The organism is Enterobacter cloacae complex sp. 2021EL-01169, from assembly GCF_020733125.1.
Classification (GTDB): Bacteria; Pseudomonadota; Gammaproteobacteria; order Enterobacterales; family Enterobacteriaceae; genus Enterobacter; species Enterobacter roggenkampii.
Genome location: NZ_JAJFTC010000002.1, coordinates 1 through 25,162 on the forward strand (window position 1 = coordinate 1; position 25,162 = coordinate 25,162).

Annotated in this window: 22 protein-coding genes; 9 read left to right on the forward strand and 13 right to left on the reverse strand. The window is 56.6% G+C overall.

Annotated features, from left to right (window positions below; genetic code table 11):
• The first annotated feature begins 268 nt into the window (after positions 1 to 268).
• The 4 genes from potA to potD are packed head-to-tail and all read left to right on the forward strand — an operon-like array spanning position 269 to position 4,077.
• Entirely contained in the window at positions 269 to 1,417 is a 1,149-nt protein-coding gene (gene potA / locus LLF79_RS06310) for a spermidine/putrescine ABC transporter ATP-binding protein PotA (RefSeq protein ID WP_192850813.1), read from the forward strand.
• A complete protein-coding gene (potB, locus tag LLF79_RS06315) occupies positions 1,401 to 2,258 on the forward strand; it encodes a spermidine/putrescine ABC transporter permease PotB (RefSeq protein WP_227879276.1) in 858 nt (285 codons plus the stop codon). Before potA ends, potB begins: the two co-directional genes overlap by 17 nt.
• Positions 2,255 to 3,046, forward strand: coding sequence for a spermidine/putrescine ABC transporter permease PotC (gene potC, locus LLF79_RS06320; RefSeq protein WP_032663766.1), 792 nt, complete (start codon positions 2,255 to 2,257; stop codon positions 3,044 to 3,046). Before potB ends, potC begins: the two co-directional genes overlap by 4 nt.
• Positions 3,043 to 4,077 (forward strand): spermidine/putrescine ABC transporter substrate-binding protein PotD, encoded by a 1,035-nt coding sequence (gene potD, locus LLF79_RS06325; protein WP_008500766.1) that lies wholly within the window; start codon positions 3,043 to 3,045, stop codon positions 4,075 to 4,077. Before potC ends, potD begins: the two co-directional genes overlap by 4 nt.
• Before the next feature lie 47 nt (positions 4,078 to 4,124).
• Here the strand turns inward: potD and LLF79_RS06330 are convergent, their stop codons facing one another.
• The gene (locus LLF79_RS06330; protein WP_227879277.1) at positions 4,125 to 5,354 is read right to left on the reverse strand and encodes an EAL and HDOD domain-containing protein; all 1,230 of its coding nucleotides are present in this window, start codon (positions 5,352 to 5,354) and stop codon (positions 4,125 to 4,127) included.
• A 236-nt stretch (positions 5,355 to 5,590) separates the two neighbouring features.
• Between LLF79_RS06330 and LLF79_RS06335 the strand changes: the two genes are divergently transcribed.
• Entirely contained in the window at positions 5,591 to 7,522 is a 1,932-nt protein-coding gene (locus LLF79_RS06335; RefSeq protein ID WP_059364129.1) for a methyl-accepting chemotaxis protein, read from the forward strand.
• Positions 7,523 to 7,567: 45 nt separating this feature from the next.
• Here the strand turns inward: LLF79_RS06335 and cobB are convergent, their stop codons facing one another.
• The 5 genes from cobB to lolC are packed head-to-tail and all read right to left on the reverse strand — an operon-like array spanning position 7,568 to position 12,506.
• The gene (gene cobB / locus LLF79_RS06340) at positions 7,568 to 8,389 is read right to left on the reverse strand and encodes a Sir2 family NAD+-dependent deacetylase (protein ID WP_008500769.1); all 822 of its coding nucleotides are present in this window, start codon (positions 8,387 to 8,389) and stop codon (positions 7,568 to 7,570) included.
• Between the two features lie 14 nt (positions 8,390 to 8,403).
• On the reverse strand, positions 8,404 to 9,315 hold the full coding sequence (gene nagK, locus LLF79_RS06345) for an N-acetylglucosamine kinase (RefSeq protein ID WP_227879278.1): 912 nt from the start codon (positions 9,313 to 9,315) through the stop codon (positions 8,404 to 8,406).
• 53 nt (positions 9,316 to 9,368) lie between these two features.
• Positions 9,369 to 10,613 carry a lipoprotein-releasing ABC transporter permease subunit LolE gene (gene lolE / locus LLF79_RS06350; RefSeq protein ID WP_227879279.1) on the reverse strand — a complete coding sequence of 415 codons (1,245 nt, stop codon included), beginning with the start codon at positions 10,611 to 10,613 and terminating at the stop codon, positions 9,369 to 9,371.
• A complete protein-coding gene (lolD, locus tag LLF79_RS06355) occupies positions 10,613 to 11,314 on the reverse strand; it encodes a lipoprotein-releasing ABC transporter ATP-binding protein LolD (protein ID WP_227879280.1) in 702 nt (233 codons plus the stop codon). Before lolD ends, lolE begins: the two co-directional genes overlap by 1 nt.
• Positions 11,307 to 12,506 carry a lipoprotein-releasing ABC transporter permease subunit LolC gene (gene lolC / locus LLF79_RS06360; protein ID WP_045372942.1) on the reverse strand — a complete coding sequence of 400 codons (1,200 nt, stop codon included), beginning with the start codon at positions 12,504 to 12,506 and terminating at the stop codon, positions 11,307 to 11,309. Before lolC ends, lolD begins: the two co-directional genes overlap by 8 nt.
• A 256-nt stretch (positions 12,507 to 12,762) precedes the next feature.
• Between lolC and LLF79_RS06365 the strand changes: the two genes are divergently transcribed.
• The 3 genes from LLF79_RS06365 (at position 12,763) to LLF79_RS06375 (ending at position 18,544) form a co-directional block, all read left to right on the forward strand.
• The gene (locus LLF79_RS06365; protein ID WP_227879281.1) at positions 12,763 to 13,836 is read left to right on the forward strand and encodes an acyltransferase family protein; all 1,074 of its coding nucleotides are present in this window, start codon (positions 12,763 to 12,765) and stop codon (positions 13,834 to 13,836) included.
• A 148-nt stretch (positions 13,837 to 13,984) separates the two neighbouring features.
• Positions 13,985 to 17,431 carry a transcription-repair coupling factor gene (mfd, locus tag LLF79_RS06370; RefSeq protein ID WP_039024706.1) on the forward strand — a complete coding sequence of 1,149 codons (3,447 nt, stop codon included), beginning with the start codon at positions 13,985 to 13,987 and terminating at the stop codon, positions 17,429 to 17,431.
• Between the two features lie 147 nt (positions 17,432 to 17,578).
• A complete protein-coding gene (locus LLF79_RS06375; protein ID WP_227879282.1) occupies positions 17,579 to 18,544 on the forward strand; it encodes a L,D-transpeptidase family protein in 966 nt (321 codons plus the stop codon).
• A 75-nt stretch (positions 18,545 to 18,619) separates the two neighbouring features.
• Here LLF79_RS06375 and bhsA read toward each other — a convergent pair whose 3' ends face one another.
• Positions 18,620 to 18,877, reverse strand: a complete 258-nt coding sequence (gene bhsA, locus LLF79_RS06380; RefSeq protein WP_008500777.1) for a multiple stress resistance protein BhsA — start codon at positions 18,875 to 18,877, stop codon at positions 18,620 to 18,622.
• Between the two features lie 244 nt (positions 18,878 to 19,121).
• Here bhsA and comR point away from each other — a divergent pair, with 244 nt between their 5' ends.
• A complete protein-coding gene (gene comR / locus LLF79_RS06385; RefSeq protein WP_227879283.1) occupies positions 19,122 to 19,757 on the forward strand; it encodes a TetR family copper-responsive transcriptional repressor ComR in 636 nt (211 codons plus the stop codon).
• A gap of 59 nt (positions 19,758 to 19,816) precedes the next feature.
• Here comR and LLF79_RS06390 read toward each other — a convergent pair whose 3' ends face one another.
• The 6 genes from LLF79_RS06390 to lpoB form a co-directional block, all read right to left on the reverse strand.
• Positions 19,817 to 20,356, reverse strand: coding sequence for a glycine zipper 2TM domain-containing protein (locus LLF79_RS06390; protein WP_008500779.1), 540 nt, complete (start codon positions 20,354 to 20,356; stop codon positions 19,817 to 19,819).
• 193 nt (positions 20,357 to 20,549) lie between these two features.
• Positions 20,550 to 21,854, reverse strand: coding sequence for an NAD(P)/FAD-dependent oxidoreductase (locus LLF79_RS06395; RefSeq protein WP_008500780.1), 1,305 nt, complete (start codon positions 21,852 to 21,854; stop codon positions 20,550 to 20,552).
• Between the two features lie 237 nt (positions 21,855 to 22,091).
• Complete coding sequence (gene ycfP / locus LLF79_RS06400; protein WP_008500781.1) at positions 22,092 to 22,634, reverse strand: alpha/beta hydrolase YcfP; 543 nt, start codon at positions 22,632 to 22,634, stop codon at positions 22,092 to 22,094.
• Positions 22,635 to 22,668: 34 nt separating this feature from the next.
• Positions 22,669 to 23,694: a beta-N-acetylhexosaminidase gene (nagZ, locus tag LLF79_RS06405; protein WP_045910608.1), complete on the reverse strand. Its 1,026-nt coding sequence runs from the start codon at positions 23,692 to 23,694 to the stop codon at positions 22,669 to 22,671.
• A gap of 23 nt (positions 23,695 to 23,717) precedes the next feature.
• Complete coding sequence (gene thiK, locus LLF79_RS06410; protein ID WP_227879284.1) at positions 23,718 to 24,530, reverse strand: thiamine kinase; 813 nt, start codon at positions 24,528 to 24,530, stop codon at positions 23,718 to 23,720.
• Positions 24,511 to 25,158 carry a penicillin-binding protein activator LpoB gene (lpoB, locus tag LLF79_RS06415; protein WP_008500784.1) on the reverse strand — a complete coding sequence of 216 codons (648 nt, stop codon included), beginning with the start codon at positions 25,156 to 25,158 and terminating at the stop codon, positions 24,511 to 24,513. The genes thiK and lpoB overlap by 20 nt, the downstream gene beginning before the upstream one ends.
• Between the last annotated feature and the right edge of the window lie 4 nt (positions 25,159 to 25,162).

Below are 25,162 nucleotides of genomic sequence, written 5' to 3' on the forward strand. Positions count from 1 at the left end.
GGAGGTTCATCAGGCGCGGAACTCATCAAGGCGCGGGAATAAAATCCCATTCAGACGCCGGATAGATTCAAGCAAGCCAACTTGTCGTCAAAATCGGTGTTGCAAAAACGGGAGTGACCATAGATTCCGTTTATATCGTTGTGCGTTAGTAAATGTAGCTTATGAATCAGTGACAAGGATTGGCGATTGCGGGGGATTGCCGTAGAATGTCCGCCCTCATTACGAGTCACCAAGGTGGTTACACACAAACCCCGCTTCAGTCTGCTGCCTGAGGCGTCTATATGGGACAGCGCAAAAATTGAATACACAATCCCGTTCACGTTCACCGCTGGTGCAACTGGAACGAATTCGTAAAAGTTTTGATGGCAAAGACGTCATTTCCGACCTCACTCTCACCATCAATGACGGTGAGTTTCTGACGCTGCTTGGCCCCTCCGGCTGTGGCAAAACCACCGTACTGCGCCTTATCGCCGGGCTGGAGAGCGTCGATAACGGCCATATCCATCTTGAAAACCAGGACATCACCCAGGTTCCCGCTGAAGACCGCCACGTCAACACTGTCTTTCAGAGCTATGCCCTCTTCCCGCACATGACCGTGTTTGAAAACGTGGCGTTTGGCCTGCGGATGCAAAAAACCCCGGCGAGTGAGATCGAACCGCGCGTCACCGAAGCCCTGCGCATGGTACAGCTCGAGACGTTTGCCCAGCGAAAACCGCATCAGCTTTCCGGCGGCCAGCAGCAGCGCGTGGCCATCGCCCGCGCCGTGGTCAACAAGCCGCGTCTGCTCCTGCTGGATGAATCCCTCTCCGCGCTGGATTACAAGCTGCGCAAGCAGATGCAGAACGAGCTTAAAGCCCTGCAGCGCAAGCTCGGCATTACCTTTGTCTTCGTCACCCACGACCAGGAAGAAGCCCTGACCATGTCCGACCGCATCGTGGTGATGCGCGACGGCAAAATTGAGCAGGACGGCACGCCGCGTGAAATCTACGAAGAGCCGAAAAATCTGTTTGTCGCCAGCTTCATTGGTGAGATCAATATCTTCGACGCCACGGTGATCGAGCGTCTGGACGACCAGCGCGTTCGCGCGTGCGTCGAAGGACGCGAGTGCGCCATCACGGTGAATTTCCCCGTCGAAAAGGGACAAAAGCTCAACGTTCTGCTGCGCCCGGAAGATCTGCGCGTCGATGAAATTCACGGCAATACCGAGGCCGAAGGGTTAATCGGCTATATCCGCGAGCGCAACTACAAAGGGATGACGCTGGAGTCTGTCGTCGAGCTGGAGAACGGCAAAACGGTGATGGTCAGCGAGTTCTTTAACGAGGACGACCCGGACTTCGACCACTCTCTCGACCAGAAAATGGTTATCAACTGGGTAGAAAGCTGGGAGGTTGTACTGGCTGATGAAGAACACAAGTAAGTTCCAGAATGTGGTGATTGCCACGATCGTCGGTTGGCTTGTGTTGTTTGTCTTTTTACCCAACCTGATGATCATCGCCACCAGCTTCCTGACCCGTGACGACGCAAACTTCGTTTCGCTGGTTTTTACGCTGGACAACTACGCGCGCCTGCTCGATCCGCTCTATTTTGACGTGCTGCTGCATTCGCTCAATATGGCGCTGATTGCCACCATTGCCTGCCTGGTGCTGGGTTATCCGTTCGCATGGTTCCTCGCGGGTCTGCCGCAAAAGGTGCGTCCGCTGCTGTTGTTTCTGCTGATTGTGCCGTTCTGGACCAACTCGCTGATTCGCATCTACGGGCTGAAAATCTTCCTCAGCACCAAAGGCTACCTCAATGAATTTCTGCTGTGGCTGGGGGTGATTGATACGCCGATCCGCATCATGTTTACCCCGAGCGCGGTAATTGTGGGTCTGGTCTATATCCTGCTGCCGTTTATGGTGATGCCGCTCTACTCCAGCATTGAGAAGCTGGATAAACCGCTGCTGGAAGCGGCAAAAGATCTGGGTGCCAACAGGTTCCAGACCTTTATCCGCATTATCATTCCGCTGACCATGCACGGCATTATCGCGGGCTGTCTGCTGGTCATGCTTCCGGCCATGGGTCTGTTCTACGTTTCGGACCTGATGGGTGGCGCGAAAAACCTGCTGATCGGGAATGTGATCAAGAGTCAGTTCCTCAACATTCGCGACTGGCCGTTCGGCTCCGCCACCAGCATTACGTTGACGGTGGTGATGGGTCTGATGCTGCTGGTTTACTGGCGCGCCTCACGGCTGCTGAACAAGAAGGTGGAACTCGAATGATCGGTCGACTGCTTCGCGGCGGTTTTATGACCGCCATTTACGCTTACCTGTATATCCCGATCATTATTTTGATCGTGAACTCGTTTAACAGCTCGCGCTTTGGGATTAACTGGCAGGGCTTTACCACCGACTGGTACAGCCTGCTGATGAACAATGACAGCCTGCTGCAGGCCGCGCAACACTCGCTGACGATGGCGATCTTCTCCGCCACCTTCGCCACGCTGATTGGATCCCTGACCGCCGTGGCGCTCTACCGCTATCGCTTTCGCGGTAAGCCGTTCGTCAGCGGCATGCTGTTTGTGGTGATGATGTCGCCGGACATCGTGATGGCGATTTCGCTACTGGTGCTGTTTATGCTGCTGGGCGTACAGCTTGGCTTCTGGTCGCTGCTGTTTTCCCATATCACCTTCTGCCTGCCGTTTGTGGTGGTGACCGTCTTTGCGCGCCTGAAAGGGTTCGACGTGCGCATGCTGGAGGCGGCGAAAGATCTGGGCGCCAGCGAAATGACCATCCTGCGCAAAATCATCCTGCCGCTGGCGATGCCCGCCGTGGCGGCCGGATGGCTGCTGAGCTTTACCCTGTCGATGGATGACGTGGTGGTCTCCTCCTTCGTGACCGGGCCGAGCTATGAAATTCTGCCGTTGAAAATTTATTCGATGGTGAAAGTCGGCGTTTCACCTGAGGTGAACGCGCTGGCGACCATTCTGCTGCTGTTTTCGCTGGTTCTGGTGATCGCCAGCCAGGTTATTGCTCGTGATAAAACAAAATCTCAGGGGACAATGAAATGAAAAAAATGCTCGCCGCTGCGGCGCTGGTGCTTGGTATGGGTGCCGCACACGCTGATGACAGCAAAACGCTCTACTTCTACAACTGGACCGAGTACGTGCCGCCGGGCCTGCTGGAGCAGTTCACCAAGGAGACGGGCATCAAGGTGATCTACTCGACCTACGAGTCGAATGAAACCATGTACGCCAAGCTCAAAACCTACAAAGATGGCGCGTACGATCTGGTGGTTCCTTCCACCTACTTTGTCGACAAAATGCGCAAAGAAGGCATGATCCAGAAGATCGACAAAACGAAGCTAACCCATTTTTCAAACCTCGATCCTGAGATGCTCAACAAGCCGTTTGACCCAAATAACGACTACTCCATTCCGTATATCTGGGGGGCAACCGCGATTGGCGTTAACAGCGAGGCCGTCGATCCGAAGTCGGTGACCAGCTGGGCCGATCTGTGGAAACCGCAATACAAAGGCAGCCTGCTGTTGACCGACGACGCGCGCGAAGTCTTCCAGGTGGCGCTGCGCAAGCTTGGCTACTCTGGCAACACGACGGATCCTAAAGAGATTGAAGCGGCATATGCCGAGCTGAAAAAGCTGATGCCTAACGTGGCGGCATTCAACTCTGATAACCCGGCAAACCCGTATATGGAAGGCGAAGTAAACCTGGGGATGGTGTGGAACGGCTCCGCGTATGTGGCCCGCCAGGCCGGTACGCCGCTTGAGGTAGTCTGGCCAAAAGAAGGCGGGATCTTCTGGATGGACAGCCTCTCCATTCCGGCTAACGCGAAAAATGTGGATGGGGCGCTGAAGCTGATTAACTTCCTGCTGCGCCCGGACGTGGCGAAACAGGTTGCCGAGACCATTGGCTACCCGACGCCAAACCTGGCCGCACGCAAGCTGCTGAAGCCTGAAGTGGCTAACGATAAGTCGCTCTACCCGGATGCGGAAACCATCAGCAAAGGTGAGTGGCAGAACGATGTCGGCGACGCCAGCCGGCTCTACGAAGAGTATTACCAGAAGTTAAAAGCGGGCCGCTAACCGGTATCGCGTTCTTCCTCACGCCGCCTGCGCGGCGTGAGGAAGGATTAACTGACCGTATTCTCTCCAGCCCAGAGCGTCGCTTTTCGCATCGCCTCAACCACCTCTTCATCTGACAGGCCCAGCGCCTGTCGAATCCGGGTCGCCTCGTCCCACCGCTGCTGTTCATAGTAACGGCAGAGGTTAATCATGTCGGCTAACCGTCCCTCCTGATGGCACAGCGCGTTGCTCACGCTCTGCGGCACCGCAATTTGCTTCATCAGCTCTGCCATCGGAAGCTCCAGGAGGGTATCGAGCAGAGAAAACAGGCCGCACATGAACGCATTTTCAGCCAGAGTAGGTTCGTTCATCGTCTCAGCCAGCAGTTCGCAGAATTTGCCGCGCATCATGCTCAGCGGGTAAAGCTCGCTGACGGTGTCATTGCCCGCACTGGCGAGGACCACGACGGCAACAAACCGTCGGAGCTGGTTTTCGCCAAGATACCTGAGCACCTCGCTCAGGGTTAACTTGCTGAAATTACAGGCGCCGACATGCTTAAACGCCGTATGCTTCATATAGCGCATGATTTTATAAGAGAGCGTGAGATCGGTTTTTATCAACGACTCGATGATTCGAAAATCAGGTTTATTGCGTCCGACCTCCATTTGCAGCCGAAAAATCGCCAGCTGATTTTGCGACAGCCGTTTATATTTAATGACCTCTGGACGGCAGAAAAAATAGCCCTGAAAAAGGGAAAATCCCTCGTCTCTGTATTGGTTGAATTCCTCTTTAGTCTCAATTTTTTCAGCAAGATATTTAATATGACCGGTCAGATGTTTACGTACTTTCAGATACGCTTTAATTTGCGCTAAGGTATAATTTCTGACGTCAAATTTCAGGATTGAAATATAGGGTAAAAAAACATCCCATTCTGGCGCAAGGGTGAAATCATCAAGCGCAAACTGATAGCCGTGCGCATTCATCTCCCTGACGGCCTGCAGCAGTTCGGCCCCCGGCACAGCATCTTCAAGGATTTCAATCACCACGCTCTCTTTATCAAGCGCTTCTCCACTGCGGTCAATAACCATCCTTGAAGGGAAATTAATAAACGACGTATGTGCCCCGGCAATGCGCTGGGACGGCACACATAAGAACTGATCTGATATCATCCTGGACGTGGCATATTCTGCCGACACATCCGGAAAACGATTTGTCATCCCGTCTCTGAAAAGCAGCTCATAGGCTACGGTATTCATTTCAGGGTTAAAAATGGGTTGTCGCGCGATAAATCCGTACATATCCCATCCTCCTCTACCACTTTATATTTATTAGCATCCTCTTTCTACACGACGATAACGAGTTTTATCGAGCACTATTTTGATTGAATGCACAAAATAAAAGCATCCACACTAATGAACGGGAATTAACCGTCTGGATTTAAATTAAATATATCCTTCGCTCTACAGAAAGGAGATGAAATATCCGATAAGTACTTTGTGCCTGCCCGACATGCACGACATTACGGGAGATGAGAATGAAAGACGCCATGGTCCGAAGACAAAAAATAAGAGTCAAGACGTTGATGCTATTGTCCATTTTCCTCACCGTGACGGTGGGCTTTACGGCAACGATCGGGTTTATGATGTGGCAATGGATGGCGCAGCAAGAGGTGCTGGCCAAAAACCATATTCGCCAGATAGCCGAGGTACACGCTTTACAGGTCAGCAAACAGCTGGATTCTGCCCTGACTGCCGCCCGGGATATGGGCAGCAGCGCCCTCGCGCTGCGCGAAGCGGGCATTTCCGACCGCCAGAGCCTGAACCAGCTGCTCGTCCACTTCCTCTCGGCTCACCCGTCGTTTCTCTCCATGTCGATGGCCTTTGAGCCCAATGCGTTTGACGATAAAGATGCCGTCTTTGCCGGTCAGAGCGGCGAAGATCCTGCCGGGCGCTACGCCCGCTACGTCGACCGCGATGCCACCGGCAAACCGGCGTTGCACCTGCTGACGGACATCGAAACGCCCGGCAGCGGCGATTACTATCTGTTGCCGAAACAGCGGCATAAAGATGTGATCATCGAACCCTATATTTACCCCTACAACGGCGTGGACGTGATGCTCACCTCAATTGCCGCCCCCATCATGCGTGACGGTCAGTTTCTGGGCTCAGTCACCTCTGACTTCTCGCTCGCCACGCTGCAGTCCATGATTGGCGCCATTAAACCGTGGAACGGCACAGGCTACGCCCTGCTCCTGTCTGCGGGCAATAACGTGGTGTCCAGCCCGGAAAAAGGTGCGGCAGGCAAGCCTTACGCGGGTCACATTGCAGGACATGACGTCACTCGGGTAAACGATCCGCTGCTGAAAGAAGAGGTGTTTATCACCTGGCAGGCGATCGCCGTCGGTAATAGCCAGACGCCGTGGAAACTCGCCATCATCACCCCGGTCAGCGAAGTGATGGCCGAAGCGCGCGCATTTTTACTGAAGGCCATCGTCATGATGGTGTTAAGCATCGTTGCGGTTAGCCTGGTGATGGCCCAGATTTTTACCCGCAAGGTTGATCGTCCGGTGGGGGGAGAACCTTCCGAGGCCGCCGGGATCGCCCTGGCCGTCGCCCGCGGGGATCTGAACAACACCATCCCGGTGCGATCCGGGGATACCCACAGCATTTTTTATGCCCTGCACACCATGCAGACGCAGCTCAAGCGCATCGTCGACAACATCAGCGAAGCCAGCCACTCCGTGCACGGCGGGACCAGCGAAATTTCGGCGGGCAACCTTGACCTCGCCTCGCGTACCGAGGAACAGGCGGCGGCGATTGTTGAAACCGCTGCCAGCATGGAAGAGATTTCGGTTACGGTGAAGAACAATGCCGATAACGCCCACAAGGCGACCACCCTGACCGATCGCGCCGCGAGCCTTGCCGGGCATGGCGAAACGCTGGTGAACGATGTGGTCGTGGTGATCGGCGAGATTGATGAGAGCGCGCGCAAGATCGGTGAGATTAACAGTATCGTCGACGGCATCGCCTTCCAGACCAATATCCTGGCGCTGAATGCGGCCGTTGAAGCGGCGCGCGCGGGCGAACAGGGACGCGGTTTCGCGGTAGTCGCAGGTGAAGTACGCAACCTTGCGCAGCGAAGCGCTAACGCGGCCAAAGAGATCTCTCAGCTGATTGCCGAGTCCTCAGGCCGCGTCAGCAAAGGCGTCGAGCTGGTCAATGAGACCGGCGTAATGATGAAACAGGTGATTGAGGCGGTGTCGCACGTGCATCTGGTCATCAACGACATTGTTCAGGCGCTGGACGAGCAGAATCGGGGGATTAGCCAGGTCAGTACCGCCGTCAACCAGATGGACAGCACCACCCAGCAGAATGCCTCTCTGGTTCAGCAGATCTCTGCGGCGGCGCTCTCGCTGGACGAGCAGGCTAAATCGCTGGAGAAGACGCTGGCCTTCTTTCATTCTTAAATAAAAAGGCACCCGTCCAGCGGGTGCCTTTTCACGCCATGAGCGTTACAGACCTTTCAGCAGCTTGTCGACAAACTCCGGAACAACCGTGCTTGCCAGACCGTAGTGTTTCTCTTCAAACTCGCTGCCCACCTGGCTTGGCTCAAGATTGAGTTCAACGGTATGCGCGCCGTGCAGTCGCGCTTCGTGGACAAACCCCGCCGCCGGGTAAACGTGGCCGGATGTGCCGATGGCGATAAACACGTCGGCCATCGCCAGCGCGCTGTAGATCTCATCCATTCCCAGCGGCATTTCGCCGAACCAGACCACGTGCGGACGCAGGCGAGACGGGAACTGGCAGCAGTGGCACTTATCCTCCGGCAGCACGTCCTCTTTCCAGTCCAGCACCTGACCGCTCCAGGCGCAGCGAACCTTGAGCAGCTCGCCGTGCATATGGATGATGTTCCTGTTACCGGCCCGCTCGTGAAGGTTGTCGATATTCTGCGTCACCAGCAGAAAACGATCGCCCAGCGCCTCTTCCAGCTTCGCCAGCGCCAGATGCGCGGCATTCGGCGCGACGTCAGGCTGCTGAAGCTGACGACGGCGGGCGTTGTAAAACGCCTGCACGAGATCCGGGTCGCGGGCAAAGCCTTCCGGCGTGGCGACATCCTCTACGCGGTGCTCTTCCCACAGCCCGTCCGCCGCGCGGAAGGTTCGAATCCCTGACTCGGCGGAGATCCCCGCCCCGGTCAGCACCACCACTCTGGGTTTATCCATCGCTTCTGGCATCATTCTGTCTCTGAAAAAGATCCGCTGGCGCAAGCGCTCACGCAAGCGGCGTTTATTTTTGCGAAAACGGCTGAGTCGACCCTGGCGACGCGACAGCATAGAAACCTCGTAAACTAATCGGTGAGATGAAGGAATGCGGCTCCGCGCATGCCTCCTGCGTCCCCGTGTCGCGCGCGTTCAATACGCGGCACGCGGGCAACCGGCAATAAATGTCGGGGCAAACGCCCGGACAACCGTTCCGTAATCGCGGTAAAGTTTGAGAGCCCTCCCCCAATCACCAGCAGATCCGGGTCGACGATGGTGAGAATATTGCCCAGACACACCGCCAGCAGATCCAGATAGCGCTCGACGTGCTCACGCGCCTGCGCATCCCCTTGCTCCCACAGGGTAATGATTTGAGGGGCCTCAAGTTTCTGATGATAGAAGTGTTCGTAAAGCCATGCAAACCCGCGGCCTGACAGGTAGTTCTCAATACAGCCGTGCTGCCCGCAGCCGCAGCGGGTCAGCGGGAAATCACGGCCGAAGACCTCCAGCGCATCCACCGGCAGGCGGATATGACCAAACTCGCCGGTGATGTAGCTGCGGCCGGTGATGGGCTTACCGTTGATGACGATTCCTCCGCCGACGCCGGTACCGAGGATCAGCCCCATCACCAGCGGATATTGACGGAACTCATCATCCCAGGCTTCGGAGAGCGCAAAGCAGTTGGCGTCGTTATCTAAACGCACGTCGCGTTCAAGGAGCGCGGAGAGATCGGCGCGCAGCGGTTTACCGCTGGCGGCAGGCACGTTGGCCGCGTAAAGCGTACCATTGTCGGTTTCCGGCATGCCCGGAATACCAATGCCGACGCTGCCTTTCACGCCAAAGCGTTCATCGGCCTGCGCCACCAGCGCGGCAATGGCGGTTAAAAATTCGTCGTAGCTGTCGCGCGGCGTGGGAACGCGGGTTTCCCACTGCAGTTTGAGGTCTTTATCAAACACGCCGAGCGCAATCTTGGTGCCGCCAATATCAAATCCATAATACATAACGCATTCCTCTTTCGATCTGGCGACACGAAAGCCGCTAGATCGTGACGTAATTACTGGCCACTTAATACCCTCGCCGGATCAATTCGGCTTGCGCGACGCGCCGGATACCAGCTTGCCAGCAGACTCAGTAAAAGTGCTGTAAGCAGCACATAAAAAACATCCAGCCAGTGCAGTTCTGACGGCAGGAAGTCAATAAAATAGATATCACCCGACAGGAACTGGTGACCAATAAGCTTTTCAATGCCGTTGATAATCGGCGTTAGCTGCAGGGAAACCACCACGCCAATCACCACGCCGCACAGGCTGCCGAACAGCCCCGCCAGCAAACCGTACCAGACGAAGATGGCGCGAATAAGACCGTCTTTTGCCCCAAGGGTACGCAGCACGGCGATGTCGCCGCTCTTGTCTTTGACCGCCATCACCAGCGTCGAGACGATATTAAAGCACGCGACACCGATCACCAGCACCATCGCCAGATACATAATGGCGCGGATCATCTGGATATCACGGTACATATAGCCGTAAGTGCCGATCCAGCTTTTGATGTAGACATAGTTATTGGTCACGCTGCCCGCGTCGCGCACCAGTTTGTTAGCGTTAAAGACGTCGTTCACCTTAACGGCAATGCCCGTCACGCTGTCGCCCATGTCGAGATACTGGCGTGCATCCTCCATCGGCACCATCGCAAAGCTGTGGTCAAGCTGACCGCTCAGCTGAAGAATACCGGTAACGTGCAGGCGCACGCGCTTTGGCTGCTGCAGTTTGTGATCGGCGCTGGCATTCGGGATCATGATTGACACCCAGTCGCCCTGCTTCACCTTCAGGGCATCAGCAACGCCTTTACCCATGATGATCTGCTGCTCGCCCGCCCTGAAGTTGGCCCACGCGCCGTTCTGCACGTAGTTCGGCAGCGCGCTGAGGCGCGCTTCCTGCGTCGGATTCACCCCTTTCACCTGGATAGCGCGCAGGTTTACCCCGCTCTCCACCAGCCCGGTAAAGTTAATGTAGGGCGCAGCCGCGGCGATGCCGGGCACTTTTTCCACTTTGTTCAGGGCGTCGCTCCAGTTCGTCCACGGCTGGTTAACCGGTTCGATCTCCCCGTGCGGCACGACCGCCAGAATACGGTTATTCAGCTCGCGCTCGAAGCCGTTCATGGCGCTTAAGCCGACGATCAGCACCGCCACACCCAGCGCAATACCGATGGTCGAGATAACGGAGATCAGCGACACCATGCCGCCGCGACGGCGGCCGCGGCTAAAACGTAAACCGATGAGTAACGATAACGGTGACGCCATTACTCTGCTCCCATCAGGGTCAGTTCCGCGTTCAGATGGCCGTCGCGCATCTCAAGCTGGCGCCCCATGCGTTTTGCCAGCTGCAGATCGTGGGTCACCACCAGAAACGCGGTGCCCTGCAAGGCGTTCAGCTCGCCCAGAAGCTGGAAAATACTGTCCGCGTTGCGCGCGTCCAGGTTACCGGTAGGCTCATCCGCCAGCACCAGACGCGGGTTGTTGACCAGCGCACGGGCAATCGCCACGCGCTGACGCTCGCCGCCGGACAGCTCCGACGGACGGTGGTTTCCGCGATGGCCCAGCCCTACCGCTTTCAGCATGTCGCTGGCGCGGGCGTTAATCTCAGCCGGTTTCTTTTTGCCAATCAGCAGCGGCATCGCCACGTTTTCCAGCGCCGTGAAATCCGGCAGCAGGTGGTGGAACTGGTAGATAAAGCCGAGCTCGCGGTTACGCAGCTCGGCCTTCGCCGCGGAGGACATTTTGCTCATCGGCTGGCCGGAGAAAATCACGTCGCCGTTGGTTGGGGTATCCAGCCCGCCCAGCAGATGCAGCAGTGTACTTTTGCCCGAGCCGGAGCTGCCGACAATCGCCATCATCTCGCCTTCGCCCACGCTAAAGCTCACATTGTGCAGCACGTCGGTTTGCACAGTGCCTTCCTGATAGCGTTTGGACAGGTTGTCGCATTGCAACAGGATCTTATTCATAACGTAAAGCCTCAGCGGGTTGAGTGGCGGCAGCGCGCCAGGAAGGATAAAGCGTAGAAAGCAGCGCAATGGCCATCGCGGCCAGCGCGATACCGACCACCTGCAGCGGCTCGATGGCCACCGGCAGCGCCGCGCCGTCAAGCAGCGCGCCGATGATCGGCATTAAATTGTTGAGCTGGCTGGCAAGCAGCGCACCCAGCACCGCCCCGAGCAGCGCGCCGATGATACCGGCGCTGGCCCCCTGCACCATAAACACGGCCATGATCTGCCGCGGCGTCAGCCCCTGGGTTTGCAGGATAGCGACCTCGCCCTGCTTCTCCATCACCATCAGCCCTAGCGAGGTGATGATGTTAAAAGCAGCCACGGCGACGATCAGGCTCAGCAGCAGCCCCATCATGTTTTTCTCCATCCGCACGGCCTGGAACAGCTCGCCTTTACGCTCGCGCCAGTCCTGCCATTTGGTGCCGTCCGGCAGTTTTTGCTGGCTGAGGGTATCGACCTTCAGCGGCGCGTCGAGCCACAGGCGCCAGCCGGTGATATTGCCGGCCGGGTAGCGCATCAGGCGTGACGCGTCCTGAATGTTAACCAGCATCTGGTAGCCATCGACTTCGCTGTTGGCAGCAAAAGTACCAATCACGTTAAACAGGCGCTGGCTTGGCAGGCGCCCCATCGGCGTAAACTGGCTGGCTGAAGGCACCATCACGCGGAGCTGGTCGCCGCGGTTGACGCCAAGCTGACCGGCAAGCTGCTCACCCAGAATCACGTTGTATTTTCCGGCTTCCAGGTCAGTCTGCTTCACGTTTACGAGATACGGCGTCAGCGGGTCTTTTTGCGCCGGGTCAATACCCAGCATCACACCGACCGCCACGCTGCGGGCGCTTTGCAGCACCACGTCACCAGTGGTCAACGGCGCAACGCGCGTGACGCCCTGTAACTTCGCCGCGCTTTCCGGCAGCTGTTGCGGGTTAACCGAACCGTTAGTGGATGAGAGTACGGCCTGCGGCATCAGCCCCAGGATGTTGTTTTGCAGCTCGCGCTCGAAGCCATTCATGACGGAAAGCACCGTCACCAGTGCCATCACGCCAAGCGTAATGCCAATAGTCGAAAGCCAGGAGACAAAGCGACCGAAGCGGTCCGCGGCGCGCCCACGCATGTAGCGTAAGCCTATGAAGAGTGCGACAGGTTGATACATGAAGTCCGTCTGTTTGCTGATAGCAGACCCACGAGTATATAAGCGAATCCGTTAAGCGTAAATGACTGAAACCGTAAGCTTTGATAATCATTTTTCCGAAAAATTCAGATAAATCAGGGTACTAATATCTGAAACCGCACCTCGTAACCTCCACCTTTTCCGAAAAACCTCCTGATACAGACTGTTACCCATTACAGCCCGGTTTCGTTTAACAACAATTGCTCGTTCGTCTATGGCAATAAGGTAGTTGCGAACAATGAAGCAAAAAGCATTATGGATTAACCAGATAAAAGGGCTGTGTATCTGCCTGGTGGTTATCTACCATTCAGTTATCACGTTTTATCCGCACCTGATCGGGCTGCAACACCCGCTCTCTGGCCTTCTCGCCAAATGCTGGATCTATTTTAATCTCTATCTCGCCCCCTTCCGTATGCCGGTCTTTTTCTTTATCTCCGGCTATCTGATCCGTCGTTATATTGACGAGGTGGACTGGCGAACCAGCCTCGACAAGCGAATCTGGAGCATTGTCTGGGTTCTGGCGCTGTGGGGGATTCTGCAATGGCAGGCGCTGACCCACCTGAACGCCTGGCTGGCGCCCGATCGCGAGGTTGCCACCTCGTCGAACGCGGCCTACGCCGATTCGCTCCTGGGATTTGTGCAAGGGATGCTCACCGCCAGCACCAGCCTGTGGTATCTGTATGCCCTGGTGGTCTACTTCACGTTGTGTAAACTGCTGAGCCGCTGGAAGCTGCCGATGCTGGGACTGCTGGCGCTGGCAAGCATCGCGATCAACTTCCTGCCGCTGCCGTGGTGGGGAATGAACAGCGTGGTACGCAACATGATCTACTACAGCCTCGGGGCGTGGTATGGCGCTGAGCTGATGGCATGGATGAAAAATCTAAACCTGCGCCGCACCTGGCTGGCAACGGGCGCTTTCGCCGCCGTCTCCGTGGTGCTGTGGTTTGCTAACGTTCCGCTGCTGCTCTCCTTGCTGTCGATTGTGCTGATCATGAAGCTGTTCTACAGCGTTGAACAGCGCTATGCCGTTCACCCTGACAACCTGCTGAACGTGATTGGCTCCAATACCATTGCGATTTATACCACCCACCGCATCCTCATTGAGGCCTTTAGCCTGTTCCTGATTGGCGAGATGAATGCCGCTTACTGGCCGGTCTGGGCTGAACTCACCTTAATTCTGGTCTACCCGTTTGCCAGCCTGCTTATCTGTACCCTGGCCGGACTCGGGGTGCGTAAGATCTCCACCGCGCTGTTCGGGGACATTTTCTTTTCTCCGCCTTCGACGCTTACGCTCTCGCCGACCACCCGTTAATGCCCTCTCCGCCCCCTTTCGGGGGCGTATAACCCCGCCGTGCGGTTACGATTTGCTTATGTAAAACGATCGAGGATAATAAAGACATTGCGTATCAGTGATATGCCCCAATACTGTTGGTATATCCATAAGAGACTCTGACATAGCCATGCCTGAACACTATCGTTATTCCTTGCCTGTCAAAGCGGGCGACCAGCGCCAGCTGGGTGAACTCACGGGCGCAGCGTGCGCCACGCTGGTGGCGGAAATTGCTGAGCGTCATCCTGGCCCGGTGATCCTGGTTGCCCCGGATATGCAAAACGCCCTGCGCCTGCACGATGAAATTCGCCAGTTCACCGATAATCTGGTGTTCAGCCTGGCCGACTGGGAAACGCTGCCCTATGACAGCTTCTCTCCGCACCAGGAGATCATCTCCTCGCGCCTGTCGACGCTGTATCAACTCCCGACCATGCAGCGCGGCGTGCTGATTGTGCCGGTGAATACCCTGATGCAGCGCGTCTGTCCGCACAGCTACCTGCACGGTCACGCGCTGGTAATGAAAAAAGGCCAGCGCCTGTCCCGTGATGCCCTGCGGGCGCAGCTTGACGGCGCCGGGTATCGCCACGTCGATCAGGTGATGGAGCACGGGGAATATGCGACCCGCGGCGCGCTGCTCGACCTTTACCCGATGGGCAGCGACCAGCCGTATCGTCTGGACTTTTTCGATGATGAAATCGACAGCCTGCGCGTCTTCGACGCCGATACGCAGCGCACGCTGGAGGAGGTCGAGTCCATCAATTTACTGCCCGCACATGAGTTCCCGACGGACAAAACTGCTATCGAACTGTTCCGCAGCCAGTGGCGCGATAAGTTCGAGGTGAAGCGCGACGCGGAACATATTTATCAACAGGTCAGCAAAGGCACGCTGCCTGCCGGGATTGAATACTGGCAGCCGCTGTTCTTCAGCGAGCCGTTGCCTGCCCTGTTCAGCTACTTCCCGGCGAATACGCTGATTGTTAACACCGGGGATATCGACGCCAGCGCCAGCCGCTTTGAAAGCGAAACCCGCGCTCGCTTCGAAAACCGGGGCGTTGACCCGATGCGTCCGCTGCTGCCGCCGGAGGCGCTGTGGCTGCGTACCGACGAGCTCAACGCCGAGCTGAAGCGCTGGCCGCGGATGCAGCTGAAAACCGATTCGCTTGCCGATAAGGCCGCTAACACCAACCTCGCCTTCCGGACGCTGCCGGACCTGGCCGTCCAGGCGCAGCAGAAATCCCCGCTGGATAATCTGCGCAAGTTTCTGGAGTCGTTTACCGGCCCGGTGGTGTTCTCCGTTGAGAGTGAAGGCCGTCGCGAAGCGTTAGGTGAGCTGCTGGGACGCATTAAGGTGGCGCCGAAGCGCATCCTGCGCCTGAGCGAAGCGACCGGAAACGGCCGTTACCTGATGATTGGCGCCGCCGAGCATGGGTTCATCGACACGCTCAACAACCTGGCGCTGATTTGCGAAAGCGACCTGCTGGGCGAGCGCGTCGCGCGCCGTCGTCAGGACAGCCGTCGAACCATCAACCCGGACACGCTGATCCGCAACCTGGCCGAGCTGCATCCGGGCCAGCCGATTGTGCACCTGGAGCATGGCGTTGGGCGCTATCAGGGCATGACCACGCTCGAGGCGGGCGGCATTAAAGGTGAATACCTGATGCTGACCTACGCGAACGACGCCAAACTCTATGTCCCGGTGTCGTCCCTGCATCTGATCAGCCGCTACGCGGGCGGGGCCGAAGAGAACGCGCCTCTGCACAAGCTGGGCGGCGACGCCTGGGCGCGCGCGCGCCAGAAGGCCGCGGAAAAAGTGCGCGACGTGGCCGCCGAGCTGCTGGATATCTACGCCCAGCGCGCGGCCAAAGAGGGCTTCGCCTTTAAGCATGATAAGGAACAGTATCAGCTCTTCTGCGACAGCTTCCCGTTTGAAACCACGCCGGATCAGGCTCAGGCTATTAACGCCGTGCTGAGCGACATGTGCCAGCCGCTGGCGATGGACCGTTTAGTGTGCGGCGACGTCGGCTTCGGCAAAACCGAAGTGGCGATGCGCGCCGCCTTCCTTGCGGTGGAAAACAACAAGCAGGTGGCGGTGCTGGTGCCAACCACCCTGCTCGCTCAGCAGCACTTCGACAACTTCCGCGACCGCTTCGCCAACTGGCCGGTACGCATCGAGATGCTGTCACGTTTTCGCAGCACCAAAGAGCAGACGCAGATCCTGGAGCAGGCAAGCGAAGGCAAAATTGACATTCTGATCGGTACCCACAAGCTCCTGCAAAGCGACGTGAAGTGGAAAGATCTGGGGCTGCTGATCGTCGACGAAGAGCACCGCTTCGGGGTGCGTCATAAGGAACGCATCAAAGCGATGCGCGCCGACGTCGATATCCTGACCCTGACCGCGACGCCAATCCCGCGAACCCTGAACATGGCGATGAGCGGCATGCGCGATCTGTCGATTATTGCCACGCCGCCGGCGCGCCGTCTGGCGGTAAAAACCTTCGTCCGCGAATACGATAATCTGGTGGTGCGTGAGGCCATTCTGCGTGAAGTGCTGCGCGGGGGTCAGGTCTATTACCTGTACAACGACGTGGAAAACATCCAGAAAGCGGCCGACAGGCTGGCGGAGCTGGTGCCGGAAGCGCGCATCGCTATCGGTCACGGGCAGATGCGCGAGCGCGAGCTTGAACGGGTGATGAACGACTTCCACCACCAGCGCTTTAACGTGCTGGTGTGTACCACCATCATCGAAACCGGGATCGACATTCCGACGGCGAACACCATCATCATTGAACGTGCGGATCACTTTGGCCTGGCGCAGCTTCACCAGCTGCGCGGCCGCGTCGGGCGTTCGCACCATCAGGCCTACGCCTGGCTGCTGACGCCGCATCCGAAAGCGATGACCACCGATGCGCAGAAGCGTCTGGAAGCCATCGCCTCGCTGGAAGACCTCGGCGCAGGCTTCGCGCTGGCCACGCACGATCTCGAGATCCGCGGTGCCGGTGAACTGCTGGGTGAGGACCAGAGCGGCTCGATGGAGACCATCGGCTTCTCGCTCTATATGGAACTGCTGGAAAACGCGGTTGATGCCCTGAAGGCCGGGCGCGAGCCGTCGCTGGAAGATCTCACCAGCCAGCAGACCGAGGTCGAGCTGCGTATGCCTTCCCTGCTGCCGGATGATTTCATTCCAGATGTAAATACCCGACTGTCGTTCTACAAGCGCATCGCCAGCGCGAAGACGGAAAGCGAGCTGGAAGAGATTAAGGTTGAGCTGATCGACCGCTTTGGCCTGCTGCCCGATGCGGCGCGAAATCTGCTGGATATCGCTCGCCTGCGCCAGCAGGCGCAGAAGCTGGGCATTCGCAAGCTTGAAGGCAACGAAAAAGGCGGCGTGATTGAGTTCGCCGAGAAGAACCACGTCAACCCGATGTGGCTCATCGGTCTGCTGCAAAAACAGCCGCAGCATTTCCGTCTGGATGGCCCAACGCGTCTGAAATTTACCCAGGAGCTGACGGAGCGCAAAACCCGCATGGACTGGGTGCGTAACTTTATGCGCCAGCTGGAAGAGAACGCGATCGCCTGACCCTCCTTCCCCCGTTAGCCCAGCGCTAACGGGGGACAATTTACAAACTCTTTGCACTTCACCCGATCTTCCCGACACACCCATTCGCCATAATTATCGTTAACGCCTTATAAAACAATAACCTTATCATTTGCATGGATTATGGTGATGATGACCTCTTCGCGTATGACTCGCTGGTTAACCCTGTTTGCGCTGGCAGCCACCGTTGCGGTTGCGCTTCCCGCTCGCGCAAATACCTGGCCCCTTCCTCCGCCCGGCAGCAAGGTGGTGGGGGAAAACCGCTTTCATGTGGTTGAAAATAATGGCGGTTCGCTGGAAGCCATTGCCAAAAAATATAACGTTGGTTTTCTGGCCCTGCTGCAGGCGAACCCTGGCGTCGACCCCTACGTCCCGCGCGCGGGCAGCGTATTGACTATCCCGTTACAGACTATCCTGCCGGAAGCTCCGCGTGAGGGGATCGTCATAAATCTGGCGGAGCTGCGTCTGTACTATTACCCGCCGGGTAAAAATGAGGTGACCGTCTACCCGATTGGTATTGGTCAGCTGGGCGGCGACACCCTGACGCCGACGATGGTCACGACCGTCTCGGATAAACGCGCGAATCCAACCTGGACACCAACGGCCAATATTCGTGCACGGTATAAAGCTCAGGGCATCGATCTTCCAGCCGTGGTGCCAGCAGGCCCGGATAACCCGATGGGTCACCACGCGATCCGTCTGGCGGCCTACGGCGGCGTTTACCTGCTGCACGGCACGAATGCGGACTTTGGCATCGGCATGCGCGTCAGCTCCGGCTGCATTCGTCTGCGCGATGACGATATCAAAACGCTGTTTAACGTCGTTACGCCGGGTACCAAAGTCAATATCATCAATACGCCGATCAAGGTTTCTGAGGAGCCGGACGGCGTGCGGCTGGTTGAAATTCATCAGCCGCTATCGAAAAACATTGGCGATGACCCGCAGACGCTGCCCATTAACCTGAATGCCGCGATGGTAAGCTTTAAAACGAATGCGAATACCAACAGCGAGGTGATGGAGCGCGCAATGGAGGCCCGCTCAGGCATGCCGACCGACGTCACCCGGCATCACGATGTCATCCAGCAACCGATGTAAATCATAAATAAAAAAACGCCCTGCTAAGCAGGGCGTTTTTTATTGCAGTGGCATAAATGAGGGTTTATGCCCGGCTTATTTGTAGATGACGGCGGTGCCGTGCAGGGTGTTAGGACCGGTCACAGAGGTGATGCGGTAAGATTTTGCACCCATCTCTTGCGCTTTTTGCGCCAGCTGATCTTCCAGTGAACCCAGGTTAGTCCCGGCAGAGGCAGAGATCGTCCCGACTTTATGCTGATCGACCGGGGTGGACTGTACCTGTACAGCCGCAAAGCTTGCGAAAGAGAGTGAACTCAGGACAGCAGCAGCGATGAGGGTTTTTACGTTTTTCATGATGTTTACCTTTAGCAGATGAATTTGGAGGTCGTTAGCTATTTAGTTAACGATCGATAGGTAAATAATAAATGTGATCCATCTCACACGTCAACATAATTTTATAATGGTCATTAACTTAATTTTAAAGTCGTTATTTTTCATACTCATATGATTAATTTATTTTTAAGCATTCAGCGCTGGTGGTGACTTGCGTTTATTTTTATAATGGTCATTCAACAAACCAACAGAGGACCAACGGCACATGACAACCGACGTCACGAGTTGTGCAAAGAAAAGCCGTGGCCGACCAAAAGTGTTTGACAGGGATGCAGCGCTTGATAAGGCCATGACTCTCTTCTGGCAACATGGGTATGAAGCAACCTCGCTTTCCGATCTGGTAGAAGCCACCGGCGCCAAAGCGCCGACGCTCTATGCCGAATTTACCAATAAAGAGGGGCTGTTCAGGGCGGTGCTGGACAGATACATTTCGCGCTTTGCGGCGAAACACGAAGCCCAGCTGTTTTGTGAAGAGAAAAGCGTCGAAAAGGCGCTTCGGGATTACTTCACCGCCGTCGCGACCTGCTTCACCAGTAAGGACACGCCTGCGGGCTGCTTTATGATTAACACCTCTGCCACCCTGGCGGCGTCCTCGAAAGAGATTGCCAATACGGTGAAATCGCGTCATGCCATGCAGGAGGAGACGCTGAGCGCCTTTCTGGCTCAGCGGCAGCAGCGCGGTGAAATCCCTGCACAGTGCAACCCTCAGCTGCTGGCGCAATACCTGAGCTGTATTTTGCAGGGGATGTCGATCAGCGCCCGTGAAGGGGCAACGCTGGAAAAACTGCAGAATATTAGCGACACCACGCTGCGGCTGTGGCCTGAGCTACTCAAAATCTGAAGCAAAAAAAAGCTCCTCAGCCTGAGCGCATGAGGAGCTAAATTCAGAGAACATCTTTTTTACACTTTGTTATTCAGAACCAGCTGGCCATTTCCATCGAGCGGAATTTGCGTGCCCGGGTCTTTATCCATGCGGATTTTGCCCTGCTGATCGCCAATTTTGTACGTCACGTCATAACCCAGCATTTTTTCCGACTTGTCATAGACGGTTTTGCAGCGTTGCTGAGTCGTGGTGTAGGTATCGTTATCCTGCATCGCGCCCTGCACCTGGTTACCGGCATAGCCGCCACCCAGCGCGCCGACCACGGTCGCTACATCTTTACCCCGGCCGCCGCCAAACTGGTGACCAATCACGCCACCCGCTACCGCACCCAGAACAGAACCGGCGATACGGTTTTCATCCTGCACCGGACGACGATGCGTCACGGAGACGTTACGGCACTCCTGACGAGGCGTTTTTACCGTTTCTTTAATCGGTGTAGCAGAAACCACCTGCGCATACTGCGGACCGCGGTCTAATACGTTGAGACTGGCAACGGCAGCCACACCTAACGCAGCCGCGACGCCAATCCCTATACCCGCCAACATTGATTTATTCACGGGACTTCCTCCTTTGTTGCTATTGGTAACAATTTTGCAATGGAGGCACGGCTTCGCCAATCAGATAAAGGATCAAAAAAGGGGCATAGCGAGGAGATATATTCTATTTAGGAGAACTCTTAAGCAGTCAAACTGTGATCTACAGCATGAAATGCTAAAAACTCCCTCCGGAGAGCCCGGAGGGAGTGAAAGATTAGTGCAGCTTCAGACGCGGACGGATCACGCGGTTGATTCTGCCCACCAGCATCATCAGCCCGGTTTTGAAGTAGCCGTGCAGCGCAATCTGGTGCATACGGTACAGGGAGATGTACACGAAGCGGGCAATGCGCCCTTCTACCATCATCGAGCCGCGCATCAGGTTGCCCATCAGGCTGCCGACGGTTGAGAAGTTTGACAGAGACACCAGAGAACCGTGGTCTTTGTAAACATAGGCCTTCATTGGCTTGCCTTTGTACTGCGCCAGAATGTTGTGCAGGACCAGGCTTGCCATCTGGTGTGCAGCCTGGGCGCGCGGCGGCACGAATCCACCTTCAGGACGGGCGCAGGAGGCGCAGTCACCGATAGCAAAGATTTCAGGGTCACGCGTGGTTTGCAGCGTTGGCTCCGTGACCAGCTGATTAATGCGGTTGGTTTCCAGGCCGCCGATATCTTTCATAAAGTCAGGCGCTTTGATACCTGCCGCCCAGACCATCAGATCCGCTTTGATATACTCGCCGTCTTTGGTGTGCAGGCCGCCTTCGTCGGCGCTGGTCACCATGGTCTGCGTCAGCACCCGCACGCCCAGCTTGGTGAGTTCATTGTGCGCCGCACCGGAAATACGCGGAGGCAGCGCAGGCAGAATGCGTTCACCGGCTTCGACCAGCGTGACGTTCAGCGCTTCGTTCGTTAACCCTTTGTAACCGTAGCTGTGCAGCTGCTTCACCGCATTGTGCAGCTCAGCGGACAGCTCAACACCCGTCGCACCGCCGCCGACAATGGCGATATTGACCTTACCGTTCGCACCCATATTGCTGGTGTACTTCAGGAACAGGTTCAGCATTTCCTGATGGAAACGACGCGCCTGGTGCGGGTTATCGAGGAAGATACAGTGCTCTTTCACGCCCGGCGTGTTGAAGTCGTTGGAGGTACTGCCCAGCGCCATGACCAGGGTGTCGTACGGCAGCTTGCGCTCAGGAACCAACAGCTCCCCTTTTTCATCACGCAGTTCTGCCAGAGTGATGGTTTTGCTTTCACGGTTGATGTCCACCACCGAGCCCAGCTGGAACTGGAAATGATGGTTGCGCGCGTGTGCCAGATAGCTGAGCGCGTCCACGCCCTCATCCAGAGAGCCGGTCGCCACTTCGTGCAGCAGCGGTTTCCACAGGTGGCTGTGGTTACGATCCACCAGCGTGATTTTGGCTTTTTTACCGCGCCCCAGCTTCTTACCCAACTGTGTCGCCAGCTCCAGCCCGCCAGCACCACCGCCTACAATCACTATCTTTTTCAATGGCGTAGTCAACGTGACCCCCTCAAATTATTAACCAATTGTTAATTAAAAGTTATAAAAATAACCCTTAATTAACAACAGGTTACAGCACTGAAACCATTCAGGTGCATTGAGAATACCACGTCAGGCGCATTGGTCATACCAAAATTGATATGCATCAAGTTTTGATGGCTTAAAAGTAGACAATTCTGGACAAAAAGAAACCCGGTGCGCGTTCGCGACCGGGTTTCTGAAGTGGCAGGCTGTGGTTTAGCCCAGCGTTTTAAAGGCTTTGATGCGCTGCAGATGCGGGGAGATATTCTTAAACTTGTGGGTCTGTTCTTCGTCCCAGACAATTTCATAGTAATGATGCAGCAGTTCTGCCGCCCGGTGGCTGTTGAGCGCCTCATCGTTACGCGACAGGATCACCAGGCAGCGGTCACGGTTTTTCTCCCGAAAATTGCTGACGCACTTGGTCGCAATATCGACATACTCTTCCGGGCGGTCAATCTTGCCTTCCATATTCTCGTTCGGGAAAAGGTTGGGATTGAATACGACCTGGCGGATGTCGCACAGGAAGCCAATCCGCTCCGCCCAGTAGCCGCCCAGCCCCACGCCGCAAATCAACGGCCGATCGTCGACGTTGAGCTGCAACATCTTATCCACCTCTTTGAGCAGGTGCTGCATATCATGCTTCGGATGGCGCGTGCTGTAGCTGATCAACCGGACATCCGGATCGATAAACTGCAGCTGCAGCACCTTCTCATGATTACCAGGACTGTTTGAGTCAAAACCGTGTAAATAGATGATCATCGTCTTCTCACCACGCTACGCCTTCCGGGAGGGTTTACAGGCTGGCTTTATGTGCCTGCCAGCGCTCATTCAGGTCTTCAAGCCGGGCGTTGACCGTCTTCCAGCGCGCCGAATCCATCAGCTCCTGACGGCTAAATGAACCTTTATGATACAATTGTGTAACACGCTCTGCATTGATCGGCGACAGGTTATCCAGCACGCTAACGGCACCTTTACGATTATTGCAGACCAGGATCATATCGCAACCTGCATCCAGCGACGCCTGACCGCGTTCAGCGTAGCTGCCCATAATCGCCGCCCCTTCCATTGATAGATCGTCAGAGAAAATCACGCCGTTGAAGCCCAGCTCCTGACGCAGAACGGTTTTCAGCCAGTGCGGAGAGCCGCTGGCAGGACGCGGATCAACGTCGCTGTAAATCACGTGCGCAGGCATGATGGCATCCAGCTTGTTGTCGGTGATAAGCGACCTGAACACCGACATATCTTTGGCGCGAATTTCTGCTTCCGGACGCGGATCGCGCGGGGTCTCTTTATGCGAGTCCGCCGTTACCGCCCCGTGGCCAGGGAAGTGTTTCCCGGTGGTTTTCATCCCGGCATCGTGCATGCCGTCAATGAAGCGGGTCGCCATGGCCAGCGCAATGCGCGGATCGTCATGGTACGAGCGCTCGCCAATGGCGGCGCTGATATGCCCCACGTCCAGAACCGGGGCAAAACTGATGTCGATATCCATGGCAATCATTTCACTGGCCATCAGCCAGCCGGCCTCCTGCGCCAGTATCCCGCCCTCTTCCGTGCCCAGCAGCGCGGCAAAAGACTGGGCTGCCGGCAGGCGGGTAAAACCTTCGCGAAAACGCTGCACGCGTCCGCCTTCCTGATCGACGGCGACCACCAGATGGTTGCGCGACGCGGCGCGGATCTGACGCACCAGCTCGCGCAGCTGCGCCGGATCGTGATAGTTGCGGGTAAACAGGATCAGGCCCCCCACCAGCGGATGCGCCAGAATTTCACGCTCCTCCGCATCCAGTTCAAACCCTTCTACATCCAACATGACTGGACCCACATCCACCTCTCTTATCCTTTCGTTTATAACTGACGCCAGGCATCGTCTGCCAGCGCAATAAAATGTTTGTCTCTTGACTGCTGATAGCGCATTTCAAACCAGCCAGCCATTAACATGACGACCCATGGCCGCCAGCGTTTGACCTGACGCCTGAGCGCGTCGGCGTCAATGTGCGCCACCTCGGCGTAGTTCCTGATAAGCGTCTGCCGCGCGTCGTCACTCTCCGTCCAGACTGCTGCCAGCTCCAGCGCCACATCGCCATCTCCGGCGTATTCCCAGTCGATGAGCCTGACGCCCCCCGGCGTATGCACAATATTTCCCGCATGAACGTCCATGTGCAGCGGCGAGAGCCGAATCGGCTGCGGCTCGCCTGCTTTACGCAACCGCTTGAGATGTGCCAGCCACACTGGAGTGCGTCTGTCAGGCGCGGCCTGCTGCCAGTAGCGTTCAAGCAGCGGGTATAGCGTGATTCGCCATCCCAGACGTGGCTGTCGGTGCAGATGATACAGCATTGCCGCGAGCGTCGGCGTGTCCGGCAGCGCGCTTTTCACGTCACCGTCCAGATAGTCGACGGCCATCCAGCCCTCTCTGAAAAAACGGGGGGCAGGCACGAGATCTGACGGAAGGCGCCTCAGGGCGCGAAACTGACGACGGAAATGGGAGGCAGGCGCATAGGGGTCGTGATGTTGCCGCAAGACCAGGCGTCGTTCCCCCTGCGCTATAATGCAACTCGCGCCGCCAAGCCCGGAGTGGGCCTGCGGCGCGATAAGGCGGTACTGGGGAAAATAGCGCGTCAGAATCTCTTCACGCGTGCTGTCATTGTTGCGTAACCGCACCTTTACCTGACCAGATAATTTCGCCTGTCTGAACCAGCATCAGCTGCATCTGCAGGGCCGGTGTATTCACGTTACCGGTGGCGTTAGAGTACAGCACATACTGTGCGCCAACGTTACGGGCAATGCCGATCGCCTTGCTGCGTGTGCCGAGGCTATCCTGCGGCGACAGGCCCAGCTGCTGTTTGGCTACCGCGAGTTGCTGAGCCGAGACCAGCGTAAACTTACCGTTGTTTGCCAGCGCATTGCGCAGCGTTTCTGTCGCTTCACCCGCGTTCAGCGAACCGTTGGTACGGTTGTTTACGCTATCAACCAGCAACACGCTACCTGCCGTCACGCCCTGTGCCTGCAGCATTTTGCCGACCATGGGCTGCATTGCGCCGTTCCAGTCGTAATGGCGCACGCGCGGCGTGGGCTGCGACGTCTGGTCCGGATGCTCAATCGGGCCAGGCTGTGACGGAATAGACGGCACAGACGGCACGGTTGGCTGCGGCTGCGTTGGCTGTGTCGGCTGTTCAGTGCCCGGTTTCGCCTCTTCCACAGGCGCTGGCTGTTCAGTTCGGGTCACACACCCCGCCAGGAACAGCGCGAAAGCTGTCACGAGCGCATAGCGGCTCAAGTTTTTAATCAAGGTT